Below are 20805 nucleotides of genomic sequence, written 5' to 3'. Positions count from 1 at the left end.
CATGTCGAAATTTTTTATCGACCGTCCCATTTTCGCCTGGGTAATTGCCCTGGTGATCATGCTGGTCGGGGCACTGTCGATCCTGAAGTTGCCCATCAACCAGTACCCGGCCATTGCGCCAACCGCCATTGATATCCAGGTGACCTACCCAGGCGCGTCCGCACAAACCGTGCAGGACACCGTGGTGCAGGTTATCGAGCAACAGCTCAACGGTATCGACAACCTGCGTTATGTTTCCTCGGACAGTAACTCCGACGGCAGCATGACCATCACCGTGACGTTCAACCAGGGTACCAACCCGGATATCGCCCAGGTTCAGGTGCAGAACAAGTTGAACCTGGCTACCCCACTGCTGCCGCAAGAAGTGCAGCAGCAGGGTATCCGCGTGACCAAGTCGGTGAAGAACTTCCTGATGGTGATTGGTCTGGTGTCGGAAGACGGCAGCATGACCAAGGACGACCTGTCCAACTACATCGTATCCAACATCCAGGACCCGATTTCCCGGACCGCCGGTGTAGGTGACTTCCAGGTGTTCGGCTCGCAGTACGCCATGCGTATCTGGCTCGACCCGGCCAAGCTGAACAACTACCAGCTCACGCCGGTGGATGTGAGCACAGCGATCTCCGCACAGAACGTGCAGGTAGCTACCGGCCAACTCGGCGGCCTGCCTGCCGTGCCCGGCACCCAGTTGAACGCGACCATCATCGGCAAGACTCGCCTGCAGTCTGCAGAGCAGTTCGGCAATATCCTGATGAAGGTCAATACTGACGGCTCACAGGTACGCCTGAAGGATGTCGCCCGTATTGAGTTGGGCGGTCAGAACTACAGCATCGCTGCGCAGTTCAACGGCAAGCCGGCATCCGGTATGGCGATCAAGCTGGCGGCCGGTGCTAACGCGCTGGACACCGGCAAGGCCATCCGCGCCACCGTAGCGTCCCTGGAACCGTTCTTCCCGCCTGGCATGAAGGCTGTGGTGCCGTATGACACCACGCCGGTAGTGACCGAATCGATCTCCGGTGTGGTTGACACCCTGGTCGAAGCGATCGTGCTGGTGTTCCTGGTGATGTTCCTGTTCCTGCAGAACTTCCGCGCCACCATCATCACCACCATGACGGTGCCGGTGGTGTTGCTGGGTACCTTCGGGATCCTGGCTGCGTTCGGCTTCACCATCAACACCCTGACCATGTTCGGCATGATCCTGGCCATCGGCTTGCTGGTGGACGATGCCATCGTAGTGGTGGAAAACGTCGAACGGGTAATGGCCGAGGAGCACTTGTCGCCTAAAGAGGCGACGGTCAAGTCGATGGGCCAGATCCAGGGCGCCCTGGTGGGTATTGCCCTGGTGCTGTCGGCGGTACTGCTGCCGATGGCATTCTTCGGCGGCTCCACCGGTGTGATCTACAAACAGTTCTCCATCACCATTGTTTCGGCGATGGCGTTGTCGGTACTGGTTGCCCTGATCTTCACCCCGGCCCTGTGCGCCACCATGCTCAAGCCGGTCGACCCGGAAACACACGGCCAACCCAAGCGCGGTTTCTTCGGCTGGTTCAACCGTACCTTCGACCGTGGCGTATTGAGCTACGAACGCGGCGTCGGCAACATGATCAAGCACAAGATTCCAGCATTCCTGGTCTATGCGCTGATCCTCGCCGGCATGATTTGGCTGTTCATGCGCATCCCTGCCGCGTTCCTGCCCGATGAAGACCAGGGCGTGATCTTCGCTCAGGTACAGACGCCGGTCGGTTCTTCGGCGGAGCGCACGCAGACCGTCATCGACGATATGCGTGCCTACCTGCTGAACGACAAGGAAGGCGAGCCAGGCGAAGGCAAAGGCGTAAAATCGGTGTTTACCGTAAACGGCTTCAACTTCGCAGGTCGTGGTCAGAGCTCTGGCCTGGCCTTCGTGATGCTCAAGTCATGGGAGGAGCGCGACGCATCCAACTCGGTATTCGAGATTGCCAAGCGCGCCCAGGGTTACTTCTCCCAGACGTTCAAGGACGCCATGGTATTTGCCATCGTGCCGCCTTCGGTTCTGGAATTGGGTAACGCCACCGGTTTCGACGTGTTCCTGCAAGACCAGGGCGGCGTCGGTCACGACAAGCTGATGGCTGCACGCAACCAGTTCCTCGGTGCAGCGGCACAAAGCAAGATCCTGGCAGGTGTGCGTCCCAACGGCGTGAACGATGAACCGCAGTACGAGCTCAGCGTCGACGACGAGAAGGCCAGCGCCCTAGGCGTTAGCCTGGCAGACATCCAACAGACCTTGGCCATCGCTCTGGGTGGCAGCTACGTCAACGACTTCATCGACCGTGGTCGTGTGAAGAAAGTGTACGTGCAGGGCGACGCCGCCAGCCGGATGTCCCCGGAAGACCTGGATAAATGGTACGTGCGCAGCACCTCCGGGAAGATGGTGCCAATGTCGGCCATCTCGTCGGGCAAGTGGATCTACGGTTCGCCGAAACTCTCGCGCTACAACGGTGTAGCTGCGATGGAAATCCTCGGTACGCCGGCACCTGGCTACAGTACCGGTGACGCGATGACAGAAGTCGAGCGCATTGCCAAGGACCTGCCGGCGGGTGTCGGTTATGCGTGGACCGGCCTGTCGTACGAAGAACGTCTGTCCGGCTCTCAGGCACCTGCGCTGTACGCCCTGTCGCTGCTGGTCGTGTTCCTCTGCCTCGCGGCACTGTACGAAAGCTGGTCGATCCCGATTGCGGTGATTCTGGTTGTACCGCTGGGTGTGATCGGTGCCCTGATCGCCACCAGCCTGCGGGGACTGTCCAACGACGTGTTCTTCCAGGTAGGTCTGTTGGTGACGGTGGGTCTGGCAGCGAAAAACGCCATCCTGATCGTGGAGTTCGCCAAAGAGCTCCACGAACAGGGCAAAGGTATCGTCGAGTCGGCCATCGAGGCATCTCGCATGCGTCTGCGACCGATCATCATGACGTCCATGGCGTTCATGCTCGGCGTACTGCCACTGGCGATTTCCACAGGTGCAGGCTCAGGTAGCCAGCACGCCATCGGTACGGGCGTAATTGGCGGTATGATCACCGCCACGGTCCTCGCGATCTTCTGGGTCCCCCTGTTCTTCGCAACCGTGTCCTCCGCTGGCGAGCGTAAAAAGACTGAAACCAAGCAAACTCCTAAAGAGGCTGGCCAATGAGCAAGTCGCTACTTTCCTTAGCTGTCACGGCATTCGTGCTCAGTGGCTGCTCGCTGATCCCGGACTACCAGCGCCCCGAAGCGCCGGTAGCCGCGCAGTTCCCGCAGGGGCCGGCGTACTCGTCGGCCCAGGCGCCGGGCCAGGCCGCTGCCGAGCAAGGCTGGAAGCAGTTTTTCCATGACCCTGCCCTGCAACAGCTGATCCAGACTGCACTGGTGAACAACCGCGACCTGCGTGTCGCGGCCCTGAACATCGACGCGTATGCCGCGCAGTACCAGATCCAGCGTGCCGACCTGTTCCCGGCAATCTCGGCCACGGGTAGCGGCAGCCGTTCGCGCACCCCGGCCAAGCTGTCGCAGACCGGCGAAGCTGGCATCACCAGCCAATATTCGGCGGGTCTCGGGATCAGTTCTTATGAGCTGGACCTGTTCGGCCGCGTCCGTAGCCTGAGCGAACAAGCGCTGCAACAATACTTCGCCACTGAAGAAGCGCGTCGCACCACCCAGATCAGCCTGGTGGCCAGCGTGGCCAACGCCTACCTGACCTGGCAGGCCGACAAGGAACTGCTCAAGCTCACCCAGGACACCCTGGGTGCGTTCGAACAGAGCTACAAGCTCACCTCGCGCAGCAATGAAGTCGGCGTGGCGTCGGCCCTGGACTTGAGCCAGGCCCGTACCTCGGTGGAAAACGCCCGGGTTGCACTGGCGCGCTATACCCGCCAGGTGGCTCAGGACGAAAACAGCCTGACCCTGCTGCTGGGCACCGGCCTGCCGGCGAACATCGCCAGCCGGCCATTGGCTGATGACCTGTTGAGCGAAGTACCGGCCGGCCTGCCGTCGGACCTGCTGCAACGTCGACCCGACATCCTGCAGGCCGAGCACAACCTCAAGGCGGCCAACGCCAACATCGGTGCGGCACGGGCTGCGTTCTTCCCGAGCATCAGCCTGACCGCCAGCGCCGGTACCGCGAGCCCGACCCTGGGCGGCCTGTTCAAGGGCGGTTCGGGTACCTGGTCGTTTGCACCGCAGATCAACATCCCGATTTTCAACGCTGGCAGCCTGCGCGCCAGCCTGGATTACTCGAAAATCCAGAAAGAGATCAACGTCGCCAACTACGAGAAAGCGATCCAGACCGGCTTCCAGGAAGTCTCCGACGGCCTCGCCGCCCGTGAGACCTACAAGCAGCAACTGGACGCCCAACGTGGCTTCGTCGCGGCCAACCAGGATTACTACCGCCTGGCCGAGCGTCGCTACCGCATTGGTGTCGACAGCAACCTGACGTTCCTAGATGCCCAACGCCAACTGTTCAGTGCCCAGCAATCGCTGATCACCGACCGCCTGGCGCAGCTCAACAGCGAGGTCAACCTGTACAAGGCCCTCGGTGGTGGCTGGAACGAGCAAACCGCGAAGAACGAGCCGCTGAAAGAAGAAGCACCGGCCTTGAAGTTGTTCTGATAGTGGTGCAGTAAACAAAAACCGCTTCCCTCACCGGAAGCGGTTTTTTTACGCCCATACTTTACGTTCGATCATCGCCCACAACCCGCCTTCCCCCACTTTCATCGCCCCCGCATCGCCCCGCACCATGGCCGCCACCTGCATAACCCCAATAACAACAGGTCCAACACCATGAGCACTTTCGCCCCGCGCCGGCTCCTGCTGGCAACCGCTGTCGCCAGCCTTGCCCTCCCCGTTGTCGCTGAAGAACACGGCTTTCTCGAAGACGCCAGCGCCAACCTCAACCTGCGTAATTTCTTCTTCAACCGCAATTACACCAACCCCACCAAAACCCAGGGTGGCGCGCAGGAGTGGACGCAAAGTTTCATCCTCGACGCCAAGTCGGGCTTTACCCAGGGCACCGTAGGTTTCGGTGTGGATGTACTGGGGCTGTACTCATTGAAGCTCGATGGCGGGCGCGGCACCGGTGGCACCCAGCTGTTGCCGCTGGACCACGACGGCCGCCCTGCAGATGAATTCGGGCGTTTGGGCGTGGCGTTCAAGGCGCGGATTTCGAAGACGGAAGTGAAGGTCGGCGAATGGATGCCGGTGCTGCCGATCCTGCGTTCGGACGATGGCCGCTCCTTGCCGCAAACCCTGCGCGGCGGGCAAATCACCTCCAAGGAAATCGACGGCCTGACCCTGTACGGCGGCCAGTTCCGCGCCAACAGCCCGCGGGACGACAGCAGCATGACCGACATGTCGATGTTCGGGAAAACCGCGTTTACCTCCGACCGCTTCAACTTCCAGGGCGGCGAATACGCCTTCAACGACAAACGCACCCAGATCGGCGTGTGGAACGCGCAGCTCAAGGACATCTACAGCCAGCAATACCTGAATCTGATCCACAGCCAGCCCATAGGCGACTGGACTCTGGGCGCCAACCTCGGGTTCTTCTATGGCAAGGACGACGGCAGCGCCCGCGCCGGTGACCTCGACAACAAGACCTGGTCCGGATTGTTCTCGGCCCGATACGGCGGCAACACCTTCTACGTCGGCCTGCAAAAGCTCACCGGCAACAGCGCCTGGATGCGCGTCAACGGCACCAGCGGCGGCACCCTGGCCAACGACAGCTATAACGCCAGCTACGACAACGCCCAGGAAAAATCCTGGCAGGTACGCCACGACTACAACTTCGCCGCCCTTGGCGTGCCGGGCCTGACGCTGATGAACCGCTACATCAGCGGCAGTAACGTACACAGCGGCACGGTGACCGACGGCAAGGAATGGGGACGGGAAACTGAAGTGGCCTACGTTGTGCAGAGCGGAACATTGAAGAACCTCAATGTGCGCCTGCGCAATTCCAGCATGCGCAGGGATTACAACAACAATGAGTTTGATGAAAACCGGTTGATCGTCAGTTACCCGATAAGCCTGCTGTAAAGCCCCGACAGACTTGCTGTATGGTGCGCGCGTGTCATGGATGACCCGCCCCAGCAGCCAATGTCTTTCGAGTCCTCCATGAAACACTTTGCCATCGTATCGGCCGCATTAGCCTTGGCCCTGAGTCTAAGCGGCTGCATCGGTCCGCCCCTGGCGCTGACACCGCAAACCGAACAACGCCTGCAAACCGAAGCGCCGATCCGTTTTTTGCTGACCTTCGATGACGGCCCCAGCGCCTCGGGATTTATGAATCCCAGCCGTTCGGTGATGGCGGACCTGGCGAACAACCCGATACAGCCGGGAATCAAAGCGGTGTTCTTTTTGCAGACCGAGGCGCCCCGCTCCGGCGGTAACCCGCGAGGCCGCAAGACCATGGAGCGCGAACACGCGGCGGGTCATATCCTGGGCTTCCACACCGCGACCCCATGGCACAGCAACCATCGCTCGCAGAATCCCGCTGATCTGGAAAACTACCTCAGCCTGGGCTCGTCGACCCTTGAATCAATCACCGGCCAGCCGCCCACGCTGGTACGCCCGCCGTTCTGGAATTACGACAAGCGCACCTTCGCCGCCTATCAGCAGCACGGCATGCATGTACTGCTGACAGACCTGAGTGCAAACGATGGGGTGATCTGGGTGTTCAATGGCAGCCCGCGTCGACGGGAGAACCTGATACGCCAACTGTCGGTGGTGCGCGAGCGCATTGCCCGAGGCGAATTACCGACGGTGGACGGCGTGATCCCGGTGGTGGTGACCTTCCACGATATCAACCGCTACACCGCCTGGCACTTGAAGGAATACCTGCAAATCCTGATGGACAGCGCGCGCATCAACGGCGTGCCCGTCGCCACGCAGCCGTTCTATACCGACCGGGCAACCTTGCAGCGCGCCGCCATGGCCCGCACGGTGAAGAGCGCCGACGAAGTGGTGCATCTGCCGGGGGTGTGGAATTGGGTGTGGGATTCTGACTCGCATTAGCCGCCCGCTCAGTAGCATTTTTGACCACATAAACACCCCGACATAAGGAACTCAGACACAGGCACGACCACCTACGGAAATCAATCAGCAGTGAGATAACCGATATGTCGTCAATGTCTATTACGCCGACGCCCAATCTACCCCCTGTATCCCCGGCGAATACCCTGCCCACCGCATCAGCCTCTCAACCTCCCATTGTTATCTCGAGCAAAGCAACGTGGTATTACGGGCCCGACAGGCCCATTGATTTCCTTTATTTCTCTGCACACTCCAAGCTCACCCCGGAGCAGAATAGGGACGACAAAAGTTACAAGGTGTACACCAACACCGACATATTGCGTCACGACCAGAACGTGAAGATTTATCAGGAGATCACTTACGCCAGTAAGGACGGGAATCCTGTAAACGCTGGTGGTAATGAACTCGTCATCGAGACGGGCGATAGCGCCGACAAGGTGCTCATCAAAAAAGGTCCGGATCACAGTCTGATAGCCACCATCAACGGGAAGCCCTATCAACTGAAGCTTGTTCCCCAATATGAAAATGAACCTCTGCCTTTGCGCATCAGGACCAAAGGGGGAGACGACCACGTATTGGTCGCCCCGGATGTCAAAAATGACATTCGCGTAGAACTGGGTGACGGCAACGATCTGGCCCAGGCCGGCTCGGGTACAAGCCGACTATATGGCGGCAAAGGTAATGACCTGATCAAGCTCGGGAGCGGCAATGGCATCGCATTTGGTGGTGATGGGGATGACACGCTGATCGCGGGCTCCGGTAATGGCATCCTCAAAGGCGGGAACGGAAATGATCGCCTGCAAGCTGGCGCTGGCTTGCCTGGTCGCCGCCTGTTCATGGACGGTGGTGACGGTCACGACTTCATGATAACCACCCGCAACGACAGCAAACACCCGACGATCATGCACGCAGGCAAAGGTGACAACCTGGTAGTCGCGCACGGCCCCGCTACGATTTATACCGGACGAGATAAAAATATTGTCCGATCTGATAGCCATGAGACGGTGATTTATGCCAAGCCTACGGATGAGATTCATCGCACGTCAGGGTCTTCTCTCGTGCACTCCATACCTGACGAGTCAGGCAAAAGCGGCTATCTCGTAGAAGGATCGCCCGAGTTCAGACAGAACGTAGAGGAGGATATGGAGCTGCTTAGAATGTCTCCACAAGGCAGGGGAATGCTAGGCGCTGCCGACACCATGGCGCGACGAAACGATTCACCCGTACGTGTCGTTGAAAGCATGGCCGATGGCGCGACTTATGCTTTTAGTAATACGGCTGTGCGTGAGCACCTGGCAGCGGGTAAATCGCAACACACGCTTGTACCAGAGGCCCGGGGCAGCATCGCGCATAATCAGCGCGGCGCCGTGGCCACAGGCGCCGAGATAACCTACAACCCCTCCTTCGCACCTGAACAAGCAACCACCCCTGTCAATATCCTCTATCACGAAATGGCCCACGCCTATAATGGCGCCACAGGCACCGAGCTACAGGGATTTACCGATGGCGAACCCAACGCCGAGCGCCAAGCCGTCGGTCTGCCAACGAACGCCCAGCCTTTTGATTTTGACGACCACCGGGCAACCCCCCCTACTGCGACCAATCCAAAGCCCTTTACAGAAAATGCGCTCCTGGAAGAAATGCGTATTCCATTACGTACCAGGTACCACGATAAGACCAAGCCGATGACCGATCAGGCCGGATAGCGGGACTCCACGCCCAACTCATCCCACACCAACTCAGCCAAATGAAACGTCGCATTGGCCGCCGGAATTCCGCAGTAGATCGCGCTCTGCATCAGCACTTCCTTGATCTCGGCGCGGGTCACGCCGTTGCTCGCGGCAGCTCGCAGGTGCAGCTTGAGTTCTTCACTGCGGTTCATGCCGATCAGCATGGCGATGGTGATCAGGCTGCGGGTATGCCGCGGCAGGCCCGGGCGGGTCCAGATATCACCCCAGGCATGGCGGGTGATCATTTCCTGGAATTCGCTGTTGAATTCGGTCAGGGCGTTGAGGCTGCGGTCGACATGGGCGTCGCCCAGCACTTCACGGCGCACTTGCAGGCCGTCGGCATAACGTTGTTTCTCGTCCACAAAAAGCTCCTCATGCAATTTTTGACGACAGGCACATAACCTGTGGCGAGGGAGCTTGCTCCCGTTGGGTCGCGCAGCGGCCCCCCATAAGGTCACCGCATACTTGCTGAAAGGTCTCTATTGCGGCTTTCAGGGCTGCTTCGCAGCCCAACGGGAGCAAGCTCCCTCGCCACAGAGGTTAGCGATACTCAGCGGGCTAACAGAAATTCCAGTACGCGGTCACTGAACGCGGCTCCAGCCTGCACGTTGGACAGGTGCGCGGCGTAAAACTCGGCGTACTCGGCGCCCTTCACGTGTTCCTGGATAAAGTGCCCGCCAGACGGCGGTGTGACCGCATCTTCAGTGCCTGCAATCACCAGGGTCGGCACCTTGATGAACGGCAGTTGCTCGCGGAAATCCGCATCGCGCACGGCCGCGCAGTTGGCGGCATAGCCTTGGGGATTGGTCGCTGCCAGCATGTCGGTGATCAGCTTGGCCTGGTCAGGATGAGCCTCGGCAAAGTCGGCGGTGAACCAGCGGGCAATCGACGCGTCACGCAGGGCCACCATCGCTGCCGCACCGTCGCGCAGGACCATCTCGATCCGTGGATTCCAGATCTCGGGCGTGCCGATTTTCGCTGCTGTGTTGCATACCACCAGCCGGCGCAAACGCTCACCCGCATTGATCCCCAGCCACTGGCCGATCAGGCCGCCCATGGACAGCCCGCAGAAATGCGCGCGTTCGATCTGCAAAGCATCCAGCAGCGCCAACACGTCACGGCCCAACTGCTCGATGCTGTAGGGCCCTTCGGTCACCAGGGATTTGCCGTGACCACGGGTGTCGAAACGCAGCACCCGGAAGTACTTCGTGAACGCCTCGATCTGGATGTCCCACATGTGCAGGTCGGTGCCCAGGGAGTTGGACAGCACCAACACCGGTGCGTCTTCGGGGCCATCGAGTTGGTAGTTCAGTTCGCCATCGGCGAGTTGTACAAATCCCACAGCGGCCTCCTCAGGCAGTCAAAGCAAAATGTTCGGCCACGGCCCGGGTGACCCAGGTGTGTGCCTGGCCCAGGTAGTGCGCCGGGTCCAGCAGGCGATCGAGCTCGGCTGCCGACAGTTCGGCGGTCACTTGCGGTTCGTCACCCAGCACCGCCCGCAGGTGGCGGCCATCGGCGACGGCGCGCTTGCAGCATTGTTCCAGTAGATGGTGCGCGGTTTCGCGGCCCAGGCGCTGGGCAAGGACGATGCTGACCGCTTCGGCCAATACCAGGCCCTGGGTCAGATCCAGATTCCGGGACATGCGCCCGGGGTCAACTTCCAGCCCTTCGCTCACCAGCAGCGCCTGATGCAACGCACCGGACACCAGCCGGCAAATTTCCGGCAAGGTTTCCCACTCGGCGTGCCACAGGCCGAGGCTGCGTTCGTGCTCTTGGGGCATGGCGCTGAACATTGTCGCTACCAGGCCGGGCACGCGGGTCGCGGCGCTGATCAGCACGGCGGCGCCCACTGGGTTGCGTTTGTGGGGCATGGTCGAAGAGCCACCCTTGCCGGGAGCCGAGGGTTCGAACACTTCCGCCGCTTCGGTCTGCATCAGCAAGCTGATGTCGCGGCCGAGTTTACCGAGGCTGCCGGCGATCAAACCAAGCACCGAGGCAAACTCCACCAGCCGGTCGCGCTGGGTGTGCCAGGGTTGTTCCGGCAGGCCCAGTTGCAACTCGGCCGCCAAGGCTTGCGCCACCGGCATCGCCTGTTCGCCCAAGGCCGCCAGGGTTCCGGAAGCACCGCCAAATTGCAGCACCAGCAAACGCGGCTTGAGCTCACGAAGGCGCTGCCGACTCCGGGTAACCGCGCCGAGCCAGCCGGCGATTTTCATGCCCAGGGTGACCGGCGTTGCATGCTGCAGCCACGTCCGGCCAGCCAAAGGAGTTGTCGCATAACGTTGAGCCTGCGCGGCCAGGATGCCACCCAACCGCGCCAGGTCGTGTTCGATCAACTCGACAGCGCTGCGCAGTTGCAGCACCAGGCCGGTGTCCATCACATCCTGGCTGGTAGCACCCAGATGCACATAACGTTCGGCGCCGGCATCTTCGCTGGCGATCAACTTGCCGAGGGCCTTGACCAACGGAATCGCCGAATTGCCCGCAGTGGCAATTGCCTCGCCGAGGGCATCAACGTCGTAGAGAGAAGCCAGGCAAGCCTGGGCAATGGGCGCGACAGCCGCTTGCGGGATCAACCCGACCTGAGCCTCGGCCCGGGCCAGTGCCGCTTCGAAATCCAGCATGCCCTGCAAGCGCCCCTGGTCGCAGAACACTTCGGCCATGCTGTTGGCGGTGAAGTAGGCGTCGAACAGTTGGTTGCTCGTGCGCATCGTCATAAAACATCCCTAGGTGGCGCATACCCGAAGAGGGGCATGCGCCAGCCGGTTACAGATCGTGGTGCAAGTACGCCGCCTGTTTGGGCAAACGCAAGCTGAACAGGAACGCCACCGCCATCATCGCCGTGACGTACCAGTAGAAGGTGTTCTCCATGCCCATGGACTTGAGCCCCAAGGCCACGTATTCCGCCGAACCGCCGAAGATCGCGTTAGCCACCGCATACGCCAGGCCCACGCCCAATGCCCGTACTTGTGGCGGGAACATTTCGGCTTTCACCAGGCCGCTGATGGAGGTGTAGAAGCTCACGATGGCCAGCGCCAGGGTGATCAACACAAAGGCCAGGAACGGGCTGCTGACGGTTTTCAGGGTCAGCAGGATCGGCACGGTGCACAGCGTGCCCAGCGCGCCGAACCACAGCATCGAGTTACGGCGGCCAATCTTGTCCGCCAACATGCCGAACACCGGCTGCATGCACATGTAGAAGAACAGCGCGCCGGTCATGATGTAGCTGGCGGTCTTGGCGTGCATCCCGGCGGTGTTCACCAGGTACTTCTGCATGTAGGTGGTGAACGTGTAGAAAATCAGCGAGCCGCCGGCGGTGTAGCCGAGCACGGTGATAAACGCCGCCTTGTGATCGCGGAACAGCGCGGCAATGCTGCCGGCGTCCTTGTCTTCACGCGTTTCCTTGCTGGTGGTTTCTTTCAGGGTGCGGCGCAGCAGCAGCGAGATCACCGCCGCAATGGCGCCGATCACAAACGGAATCCGCCAGCCCCAGGCACGCAGTTCGTCTTCGGTGAGGATCTGTTGCAGGATCACCACCACCAACACCGCCAGCAGTTGCCCGCCGATCAGGGTCACGTACTGGAACGAGGCAAAGAACCCGCGCTGGCCCTTGAGGGCCACTTCACTCATGTAGGTAGCGGTGGTGCCGTATTCGCCGCCTACCGACAGGCCCTGGAACAACCGGGCCACCAGCAGCAAGGCCGGGGCCCAGGCGCCGATGTCTTTGTAGGTGGGCAAAAAGGCAATGACCAGGGAGCCGGCGCACATCATCAGCACCGAGATCATCATCGAATTCTTGCGACCGTGTTTATCCGCCACCCGGCCGAACAGCCAGCCGCCAATGGGACGCATCAGGAAGCCGGCGGCAAACACACCAGCGGTGTTGAGCAGTTGCACGGTGGGGTCGTCCGACGGGAAAAACGCCGGGGCGAAATAGATGGCGCAGAAGGCATAGACGTAGAAGTCGAACCATTCGACGAGGTTGCCGGAAGAGGCACCGACAATCGCAAAAATCCTTTTGCTGCGTTCTTCTCCGGTGTAGTGGCTGGTTTTTGTTGTCATGTTTTTTCACTCAGTGGGAACGGTTATAGCCTAGACATACTTTGCAACAACCATGTTCCGCAAGCAGACTTTTGGATATTTGTCGCCTGTGCCGGCCTCATCGCGGGCAAACCCGGCTCCCACATTTGGAATGCATTCCCCTGTGGGGGCTGGCTTGCCTGCGATAGATCCCCAGCCAACTCAATAATCGAAGAACACCGTCTCTTCGTCTGTCCCCTGCAAAATCACATTCCACTGATACACACCCGCCGCATCCGCCTTGGCGATCAACGTGCGCCGGCGCTCCTGCGGCACACACGCCAGCAGCGCGTCATCGCCGTTCGCTGCCTCACCGTCAAAGTAAATCCGCGTCAGCAGGTGCTTCACCAACCCACGGGCAAACACCAACACCACCAGGTGCGGCGCCTGGGTCGTGCCCTTCAACCCCGGCACACTGCCCGGCTTGATAGTGGTAAAGCGAAAACGCCCTTCGGCGTCCACCGGCACCCGGCCAAAGCCTTCGAAGTTCGGGTCCACCGGCTTGTCCTGCTCATCCTCAGGATGGTCGTACTTGCCGGCCGCATTGGCCTGCCAGACTTCCAGCATGGCGTCGTTGACCACATCGCCATTGCCATCCACCACCTGCCCGGTGATCGCCACACGCTCGCCGAGGGTGGCGGCAACGGTCAGGTCTTCGCGGTTCAGCCAGGTCAGGCCGATGTGGTAATACGGCCCGACGGTGTGGGAAGTAGTCGCGTTGAGGCTCATCTTATTTCTCCATCGGCGTGGCGTCGCGGCCGCGCAGGACGATGTCCCAGCGGTAGCCGAGGGCATAGTGCGGAATGGTTTTTTCCAGGTCGAAACTGGCGATCAGGCGTTCCTTGGCGGAGGTATCCGGGACGCAGTTGTAGATCGGGTCGTACGCCAGCAGCGGATCGCCGGGGAAATACATCTGCGTCACCAACCGCGTCAGCACACTCGGGCCGAACAGCGAGAAGTGGATGTGCGCCGGGCGCCACGCGTTGTGGTGGTTACCCCACGGGTAGGCGCCGGGCTTGATGGTCTGGAACTGGTACCAGCCCTCGGCGTCGGTGACCGTGCGCCCGGTGCCGGTGAAGTTCGGGTCCAGCGGCGCGTCGTGCTGGTCGCGCTTGTGGTTGTAGCGGCCGGCGGCGTTGGCCTGCCAGATTTCCACGAGGATGCCGGGCACGGGCAAGCCGTTTTCATCCAGCACGCGCCCGTGAATGATGATGCGTTCGCCCTGGGGCTCGCCTTCATGCTGGGCGGTCAGGTCGTTGTCCTTCTCGTCGATCCGTTCGGCGCCGATGGTCGGGCCGGTGATTTCCGACAAGGAATGGGGCAGGAACACCAACGGCTTGGACGGCGAACGCAGGTTCGTCGACTGGTAGGCCGGGTGCAGGTAATCAGGCTGAGTACCCGCTTGCGGGCGCCGGTATCCGGGCTTGTCACTCATGGAGCAATCCTCTTTATTCTTGTGGGTCTCAAACGCGTTCGATCGCCAGGGCCAGGCCTTGGCCAACACCGACACACATGGTCGCCAGGCCTTTGCTGCCACCGGTTTTTTCCAGCTGATGCAGTGCAGTCAGTACCAGACGCGCGCCGCTCATGCCCAGCGGGTGGCCAAGGGCAATGGCACCACCGTTCGGGTTGACCTGCGGTGCGTCGTCGGCAATCCCCAGTTCGCGCAGTACGGCCAAGCCCTGGCTGGCGAACGCTTCGTTGAGCTCGATCACATCAAAATCGGTGACCGCCAGGCCGAGGCGCTCCACCAGTTTGCGCACGGCCGGCACCGGGCCGATGCCCATGACCCGAGGTGCCACACCGGCGCTGGCCATGCCCAGCACACGAGCGCGAGCGGTCAGGCCATGTTTTTTGACGGCTTCAGCGGAGGCCAGGATCAGCGCTGCGGCGCCGTCGTTCACACCCGAGGCGTTGCCCGCAGTGACGGTCTTGTCCGGGCCGTTGACCGGCTTGAGCTTGGTCAAGGCTTCCAGGGTGGTATCGGCCCGTGGATGCTCGTCGTGCTCGACCACGGTTTCGCCTTTTTTATGCGCGACACGCACCGGCACGATTTCTTCAGCAAAGAAGCCGGCAGCCTGTGCAACAGCAGTACGTTGCTGGCTGCGCAGGGCGAAGGCGTCCTGATCGGCGCGGGAGACTTTGTAATCGTCGGCCACGTTGTCGGCGGTTTGCGGCATCGGATCGACGCCGTACTGGGCCTTCATCAACGGGTTGATAAAACGCCAGCCGATGGTGGTGTCTTCCAGCTTCATATTGCGCGAGAACGCCGCATCGGCCTTGCCCATCACAAACGGTGCGCGGGACATCGACTCAACGCCACCGGCAATCGCCAGCTCCATTTCGCCGCTGGCGATGGCGCGGAAAGCCGTGCCGATCGCGTCCATGCCCGAGGCACACAGGCGGTTCAGGGTGACGCCGGGAATGCTTTCCGGCAGGCCCGCCAGCAATGCTGCCATGCGGGCCACGTTGCGGTTGTCTTCGCCAGCCTGGTTGGCGCAGCCGAGGAACACTTCATCCACCGCGTTCCAGTCCACCGACGGGTTGCGCTCCATCAGCGCCTTGATCGGCAGTGCCGCCAGGTCATCGGCGCGCACGGTGGACAAGCCGCCGCCAAAACGGCCGATGGGGGTACGAATGGCGTCACAGATAAATACGTCGCGCATCAGGCTTCTCCGGGTGCTTGGCCGTGGGCGGCAGCGGTGCGTGCCTCAAGGTCGCGCAGGGCGGTCAGTTCAATCTCGGTAGGTTCGGCGCTGGTGGTCACCTGGTCGGCAAAACGAATCGCCCAACCGGTGGCGGCCACCACTTGCTCACGGGTCACGCCGGGGTGCAGGGCGGTGACGACAAATTCGTGGCTGCCCTCCTCCGGTTCCATGATGCACAGGTCGGTAATGATGCCTACGGGACCGGCGCCTGGCAGACCCAGGCGTTTGCGCGAGTCACCGCCTTCGCCGTGGCCGACCGAGGTGATGAAGTCCAGCTTGTCGACAAACGAACGCGCCGACTGCTTGAGGATGATCAGCACGCTCTTGGCAGAACCGGCAATCTCCGGCGCGCCACCGGCACCCGGCAGGCGCACTTTGGGCAGGTGATAATCACCGACCACGGTGGTGTTGATGTTGCCGAAGCGGTCGACCTGAGCCGCACCGAGGAAGCCGACGTCAATCCGCCCGCCCTGCAGCCAGTAGCGAAAAATCTCGCCGGTCGGCACCACGGTGTCAGCGGTTTCCGCCAGCTCGCCGTCACCGATGGACAGCGGCAGCACGGATGGCTTGGCGCCAATCGGACCAGACTCGTAGATCAGCACGACGTCGGGCGACGACGTCAGGCGCGCCAGGTTGGCGGCCTTGGAGGGCAGGCCGATGCCGACGAAGCACACCGAACCGTTCTTCAGGCGGCGCGCGGCGGCGACGGTCATCATTTCATTGGTGGAGTAAGCCATTATTTGGCCTCCTGCGCGGTGGCCAGCTTGGCCTGGAATTCACTGAAGTTGGCAGTGCCGTGGATGTATTCGTTGATCCACGCAGTAAACGTCTCACGGTCCCGGGCGATCGGGTCCCACGCCTGGTAGAAACGGTTGTCACGCTCGGTGTAACCGTGGGCGTAGGACGGGTGCGCGCCGCCTGGCACGTGGCACACGGCGGTCAGGGCCCAGGTCGGCAGGACGCAGGCGTTCATCGGCGCGTTGAGGTCGTCGACGATTTCTTCGACGGTGACGATGCAGCGCTTGGCTGCCAGGGCCGCCTCCTTCTGCACACCGAGGATGCCCCAGAGCAGCACGTTACCCTTGCGGTCAGCCTTTTGTGCGTGGATCACGGTGATGTCCGGGCGCACCGATGGCACGGCAGCCAGCACTTCGCCGGTGAAGGGGCACGTCACGGTCTTGATCAGCGGGTTGACCTTGGGCAGGTCGGAACCGGCGTAGGCGCGCAGCACCGCGAATGGCAGGCCGGATGCCCCGGCGACGTAGGCATTGGCCAGGTCGGCGTGGCTGTGTTCTTCGATCTCCAGCGGTTGCGGCCATTGCTTTTCAACCGCGTCCCGCAGGCGATGCAGGGAGCCCACACCCGGGTTGCCACCCCAGGAGAAAATCAGCTTGCGTGCACAGCCGGCGCCGATCAACTGGTCGTAGATCAGGTCGGGCGTCATGCGCACCAGCGTCAGGTCTTTCTTGCCCTGACGGATGATTTCATGACCTGCCGCCGTAGGGATCAGGTGAGTAAAGCCTTCGAGTGCAACGGTGTCGCCGTCATTCACGAACTGCTTGACCGCATCAGCCAGCGAAAGGATTTCAGCCATGGGGTTGGGCTCCCGGTATCGATCGAAAAAGGCGCTGGAGGCAGCGCCGAAGTGCTTGAAGATTAAGCCGGGGGTTGAAGCCAAACAATCCGATAATCGACTGAGTGTTCGATTATCGAACGAATTGTTTGCAAGCTATCTTTCCCTGTAGGAGCGAGCTTGCTCGCGGAAAACTTGAAGACGCCGCGTTCATTCAGAATGCCAACGTCATCGCTGAAGACTTTCGCGAGCAAGCTCGCTCCTACAAAAAATCGCTTCAGGTAGCGTCCGCATGGCTGACCATGCCCTTGATCACCACCGCCGTGGTGGCCAATGCCGCCGGAATCACCAGGGCTGTCAGCACCTGTTCGAAGTTCCAGCCCAGGCCCAGCAGGGTGGCGCCCATCCATGCACCGAGGATCGCGCCAAAACGGCCGATGCCGAGCATCCACGACACACCGGTGGCACGGCCTTGGGTCGGGTAGAAGCGTGCGGCCAGCGACGGCATCGCCGATTGCGCACCGTTGACACACATGCCGGCGATCAGCACCAGGGTCGCCAGGAGCGTGATATTGCCCAGGCTCTGCCCCACCGCGTAGGCAAACACCCCGGCCAGCAAGTAGAAGGCGCCGATGACCTTATGAGGATTGAACCGGTCCATCGCCCAGCCCACGCCGACCGCACTCAATACGCCGCCAAACTGGAACAACGCGCCGATAAACGCGGCCTGTTCCATGCTGGCGCCGCTGTCGCGCATCAGGGTCGGCAGCCAACTGGTCAGCAGGTAAACAATCACCAGGCCCATGAAGTAGGTCAGCCACAACAGCAAGGTGCCGGCGCTGTAGGTGCCAGAGAAGATCACCGCGAACACGTTGCGCGCCTTGACGGTTTTTTGCTCGGGCACGCTGAAGCTTGCGGCCTGGGCGACGATGCTGGGTTCGATGGGCGCGAGGGTCTTGCGCACCTTGTCGGTGCCGCGATTGCGCACCACCAGGTAACGCGCCGACTCCGGCAGCCAGAACAGCAACACCACCGCGAGAATCAACGGCAAGATGCCGCCGATCATCAGCAGGCTGTGCCAGCCAAAAGCCGGGATCAACTTGGCCGAGATAAACCCGCCACCGGCCATGCCCAGGTTGAAGCCGCAGAACATGCTGGTAACCAGCAGCGACTTATGACGTTCCGGGGTGTATTCGGAGAGCAGCGTCGTGGCATTCGGCATCCCGGCGCCCAGGCCCAGGCCGGTGAGGAAACGCAGGATCAGCAGTTGATCGACGTTACTGCTGTAGGCCGATGCCAGGCTGAAGGCACCAAACACCAACACAGCCCCCACCAGCACCACCTTGCGTCCGAAGCGGTCCGCGAGCGGACCGGAGCCGAGGGCGCCAAAGACCATGCCGATCAACGCGGCGCTCATTACCGGGCCGAGGCTGGCGCGGTCGATGCCCCAGTCCTGGGACAGCGCAGGGGCGATAAAGCCCATGGCGGCGGTGTCGAGGCCGTCGAGGAAGACGATGAGAAAACACAGGATCACCACCCGCCACTGATACCGCGACAGCGGCTGGGCGTTGATGAAGGACTGAACGTCCAGGCAAGTACCGACAGCAGGTGAAGGCTGATTCATTATTTTTATTTCCACACCGATGGGCCGGCGAACGACCTTGAGTCGTCATTATTATTGGGGCGGCGCCTTGAAGCGCTGCCGCACATTAATAAGCCTTGGGAAACACCGTCAATTCATCCAGCCGGGATCTGTGCGGTCACCGAACAGCTTACGCAAACAGCTGGGCACTCAGCTCCTGGCTGGCGCTGAGCATGCTTGGCAGGAAACGCTGCTCCAGCTCACTGCGGCTGACCCGCCCGGCATGGGTGCTGACGTTCAGCGCGGCGAGTACCTGGCCCGAGGCGTCGTATACCGGCACGGCGATGGAACGCAGGCCCTGTTCCAGTTCCTGGTCGACAATGCACCAGCCTTGTTGCCGCACTTCCTGCAGGCATTCGAGCAAGGCTTGCGGGGTGGTGAGGGTGCGGCTGGTCTTGGTTTGCAGGTCGGCGTGGTCGAGATAGTCCTGCAGTGAAGCGTCATCCAGCGCGGCCAGCAGGATACGGCCCATGGAGGTGCAATAGGCCGGCAAGCGGCCGCCCACGGAAAGGTCGACGGAAATCAGGCGCTGGGTGGTGGCGGAACGGGCGATGTAGAGGATGTCATCGCCTTCCAGGGTCGCCATGTTGCAGGCTTCGTGGAGTTGCTCGCTCATGCGGTCCAGGTACGGCTGGGCGGAAACCGCCAGGGGCGTGGACGACAGATAGGCGTGGCCGAGGGTCAGCACCTTGGGCAGCAGTGAATAGGTACGCCCGTCGGTGGTGGCGTAGCCGAGTTTGATCAGGGTATGCAGGCAACGGCGTACGGCGGCGCGGGGAATTTCCGTGCGGTGACTGATCTGGGCGATGGTCAGGTGGCGCTTGCGCTCCTGGAACGCCTGCACCACGGCCAGGCCACGGGCCAGAGAGGTCATGAAGTCCGGATCACCGGTAAACGCCTGGATGCGCTTGGCCGGTGACGCAACGATCGGCGGCGCCACTGACGCGAAGGAGTTGCGCAATTGATCGTTCATTTGGGGTCCTTTCTCTTATTTTTAACCGCTGCGGGGGGGGAGCGCTATTACAAGCCGCCGTGTAATCGATACACAAGGCAAGGCGGGCAAGATTGGGCGATTATCGGACGGTCATTCGATTATCGCAATTAGTCACCGCCCGCCGGCGGTCGGCCCAGGTTGGTCCACCTCTCAATCGACTTTCAGAATCTTCTGATGTACGAGAGAACTTAAGGTTTATTTACCGCCTGTAGAACACGGCACAATTTATGACGTCAATAGTTGAGCAATTACCTCACGTGCTTGAGTAACAAAACCCTCACACAAAGTTGACGATTTTTAACTTGATGGTGATAGTGTTACTCAAACGTATGGCTATAATGCATCCTGTGCGAGGCCGGCTCCGTTTCAAAACGCCGATCCGAGCCTGACCGGGCAACCCATCGCCTTTGCGCAGGCCCCGCCGCAAGTACCTGACACTCATGCAAGATGCTGCCAATGGCTTGCGACTGTAAAAAGAAACTGTTGCTACGACAGCTGTTCTTCTTCCGGTGCCGTGGCCGCATGCAATAAGGAAGTGATTGATCCTTCCCTGCATCGCGCTTCACTGGAATTAAACTCAACTCAATTAGGTAACAATGTGACGAAAGACGAACTGCGCGCGGAACTTGAGCGCCAGGAACAACGTTACAAGGATGTTTACGGCGGGGAAGTCACCACCTACGCCGCCCAGCCAGAACCTGAACGCAAGCCCTGGCGCAAACGAGCCAGTCTGCTCGACCAGGCCTTTGCCCAGGAAATCCAAAAGATTGAACAGGACCTCAAAGCCGGAGAGCCATAAGCGATTCGGGTTGAGCATCCACGGTGCCATCTCTCTGCCAGCACCGCACTGGCAGGGAGAAGCTCCCTCATGGCGTCTTACCGAAATTTCATACAATTGTTTCAGAAGTTCCCTTCTGGCGGTTTAACCCGCATATTTTCGCTATCTTCGTTATAAATCAAACACTTGCCAAAGCCCCGAAAACGCCGGGACGCGCCCCTCCCCCTCATTTTTTTTCGTTGAAGAATGTTACCGATGAGCAGCT

At 60.9% G+C, this 20805-nt stretch carries 17 protein-coding genes; 6 read left to right on the top strand and 11 right to left on the bottom strand.

What is annotated here, in order from left to right; genetic code table 11:
• Position 1 precedes the first annotated feature (1 nt).
• From ACA046_RS06835 to ACA046_RS06815, 5 genes are all read left to right on the top strand, one after another.
• Complete coding sequence (locus tag ACA046_RS06835) at positions 2 to 3163, top strand: efflux RND transporter permease subunit (RefSeq protein ID WP_167662794.1); 3162 nt, start codon at positions 2 to 4, stop codon at positions 3161 to 3163.
• The gene (adeC, locus tag ACA046_RS06830; protein WP_497676155.1) at positions 3160 to 4617 is read left to right on the top strand and encodes an AdeC/AdeK/OprM family multidrug efflux complex outer membrane factor; all 1458 of its coding nucleotides are present in this window, start codon (positions 3160 to 3162) and stop codon (positions 4615 to 4617) included. Before ACA046_RS06835 ends, adeC begins: the two co-directional genes overlap by 4 nt.
• Positions 4618 to 4788: 171 nt before the next feature.
• Positions 4789 to 6039, top strand: a complete 1251-nt coding sequence (locus tag ACA046_RS06825; protein WP_497676154.1) for an OprD family porin — start codon at positions 4789 to 4791, stop codon at positions 6037 to 6039.
• A 78-nt stretch (positions 6040 to 6117) separates the two neighbouring features.
• Entirely contained in the window at positions 6118 to 7017 is a 900-nt protein-coding gene (locus ACA046_RS06820; RefSeq protein WP_497676153.1) for a polysaccharide deacetylase family protein, read from the top strand.
• 113 nt (positions 7018 to 7130) lie between these two features.
• Positions 7131 to 8741, top strand: a complete 1611-nt coding sequence (locus ACA046_RS06815) for a M91 family zinc metallopeptidase (RefSeq protein WP_497676152.1) — start codon at positions 7131 to 7133, stop codon at positions 8739 to 8741.
• Here ACA046_RS06815 and pcaC read toward each other — a convergent pair.
• The 11 genes from pcaC to pcaR all read right to left on the bottom strand — a co-directional run bounded on the left by pcaC (position 8729) and on the right by pcaR (position 19741).
• Positions 8729 to 9127, bottom strand: coding sequence for a 4-carboxymuconolactone decarboxylase (gene pcaC / locus ACA046_RS06810; protein WP_497676151.1), 399 nt, complete (start codon positions 9125 to 9127; stop codon positions 8729 to 8731). The genes ACA046_RS06815 and pcaC overlap by 13 nt on opposite strands.
• A 188-nt stretch (positions 9128 to 9315) precedes the next feature.
• On the bottom strand, positions 9316 to 10107 hold the full coding sequence (pcaD, locus tag ACA046_RS06805; RefSeq protein WP_497676150.1) for a 3-oxoadipate enol-lactonase: 792 nt from the start codon (positions 10105 to 10107) through the stop codon (positions 9316 to 9318).
• Between the two features lie 10 nt (positions 10108 to 10117).
• Positions 10118 to 11482, bottom strand: coding sequence for a 3-carboxy-cis,cis-muconate cycloisomerase (locus tag ACA046_RS06800; protein ID WP_497676149.1), 1365 nt, complete (start codon positions 11480 to 11482; stop codon positions 10118 to 10120).
• Between the two features lie 49 nt (positions 11483 to 11531).
• The gene (locus tag ACA046_RS06795; protein WP_497676148.1) at positions 11532 to 12827 is read right to left on the bottom strand and encodes an MFS family transporter; all 1296 of its coding nucleotides are present in this window, start codon (positions 12825 to 12827) and stop codon (positions 11532 to 11534) included.
• A 180-nt stretch (positions 12828 to 13007) separates the two neighbouring features.
• Positions 13008 to 13574, bottom strand: a complete 567-nt coding sequence (gene pcaG / locus ACA046_RS06790; RefSeq protein WP_003219820.1) for a protocatechuate 3,4-dioxygenase subunit alpha — start codon at positions 13572 to 13574, stop codon at positions 13008 to 13010.
• A gap of 1 nt (position 13575) precedes the next feature.
• A complete protein-coding gene (pcaH, locus tag ACA046_RS06785; protein ID WP_076016558.1) occupies positions 13576 to 14280 on the bottom strand; it encodes a protocatechuate 3,4-dioxygenase subunit beta in 705 nt (234 codons plus the stop codon).
• A gap of 28 nt (positions 14281 to 14308) precedes the next feature.
• Positions 14309 to 15514 (bottom strand): 3-oxoadipyl-CoA thiolase, encoded by a 1206-nt coding sequence (gene pcaF / locus ACA046_RS06780; RefSeq protein ID WP_173860403.1) that lies wholly within the window; start codon positions 15512 to 15514, stop codon positions 14309 to 14311.
• A complete protein-coding gene (locus ACA046_RS06775) occupies positions 15511 to 16293 on the bottom strand; it encodes a CoA-transferase subunit beta (RefSeq protein ID WP_497677050.1) in 783 nt (260 codons plus the stop codon). Before ACA046_RS06775 ends, pcaF begins: the two co-directional genes overlap by 4 nt.
• Complete coding sequence (locus ACA046_RS06770) at positions 16290 to 17147, bottom strand: CoA transferase subunit A (RefSeq protein ID WP_003219830.1); 858 nt, start codon at positions 17145 to 17147, stop codon at positions 16290 to 16292. The genes ACA046_RS06775 and ACA046_RS06770 overlap by 4 nt, the downstream gene beginning before the upstream one ends.
• 256 nt (positions 17148 to 17403) lie before the next feature.
• Positions 17404 to 18750 (bottom strand): 4-hydroxybenzoate transporter PcaK, encoded by a 1347-nt coding sequence (gene pcaK / locus ACA046_RS06765; protein WP_076016554.1) that lies wholly within the window; start codon positions 18748 to 18750, stop codon positions 17404 to 17406.
• Positions 18751 to 18898: 148 nt separating this feature from the next.
• Positions 18899 to 19741, bottom strand: a complete 843-nt coding sequence (gene pcaR, locus ACA046_RS06760) for a pca regulon transcriptional regulator PcaR (protein WP_003219833.1) — start codon at positions 19739 to 19741, stop codon at positions 18899 to 18901.
• Between the two features lie 619 nt (positions 19742 to 20360).
• Here pcaR and ACA046_RS06755 point away from each other — a divergent pair.
• Positions 20361 to 20561: a hypothetical protein gene (locus tag ACA046_RS06755; RefSeq protein WP_201121955.1), complete on the top strand. Its 201-nt coding sequence runs from the start codon at positions 20361 to 20363 to the stop codon at positions 20559 to 20561.
• The last annotated feature ends 244 nt before the right edge of the window (positions 20562 to 20805 follow it).

This window comes from Pseudomonas sp. LBUM1641, from assembly GCF_059716235.1.
Note: the sequence above shows the minus strand (reverse complement) of the source record. Positions and strands in the feature narration are given on the sequence as shown.

Bases quoted from the DNA above. Each gene is read 5' to 3' on its own strand.
- pcaK (WP_076016554.1), bottom strand. From the start codon at position 18,750: ATGAATCAGCCTTCACCTGCTGTCGGTACTTGCCTGGACGTTCAGTCC.
- pcaH (WP_076016558.1), bottom strand. From the start codon at position 14,280: ATGAGTGACAAGCCCGGATACCGGCGCCCGCAAGCGGGTACTCAGCCT.
- ACA046_RS06815 (WP_497676152.1), top strand. From the start codon at position 7,131: ATGTCTATTACGCCGACGCCCAATCTACCCCCTGTATCCCCGGCGAAT.
- pcaR (WP_003219833.1), bottom strand. From the start codon at position 19,741: ATGAACGATCAATTGCGCAACTCCTTCGCGTCAGTGGCGCCGCCGATC.
- ACA046_RS06800 (WP_497676149.1), bottom strand. From the start codon at position 11,482: ATGACGATGCGCACGAGCAACCAACTGTTCGACGCCTACTTCACCGCC.
- ACA046_RS06835 (WP_167662794.1), top strand. From the start codon at position 2: ATGTCGAAATTTTTTATCGACCGTCCCATTTTCGCCTGGGTAATTGCC.
- ACA046_RS06770 (WP_003219830.1), bottom strand. From the start codon at position 17,147: ATGGCTGAAATCCTTTCGCTGGCTGATGCGGTCAAGCAGTTCGTGAAT.
- ACA046_RS06825 (WP_497676154.1), top strand. From the start codon at position 4,789: ATGAGCACTTTCGCCCCGCGCCGGCTCCTGCTGGCAACCGCTGTCGCC.
- adeC (WP_497676155.1), top strand. From the start codon at position 3,160: ATGAGCAAGTCGCTACTTTCCTTAGCTGTCACGGCATTCGTGCTCAGT.
- ACA046_RS06795 (WP_497676148.1), bottom strand. From the start codon at position 12,827: ATGACAACAAAAACCAGCCACTACACCGGAGAAGAACGCAGCAAAAGG.
- pcaG (WP_003219820.1), bottom strand. From the start codon at position 13,574: ATGAGCCTCAACGCGACTACTTCCCACACCGTCGGGCCGTATTACCAC.
- ACA046_RS06820 (WP_497676153.1), top strand. From the start codon at position 6,118: ATGAAACACTTTGCCATCGTATCGGCCGCATTAGCCTTGGCCCTGAGT.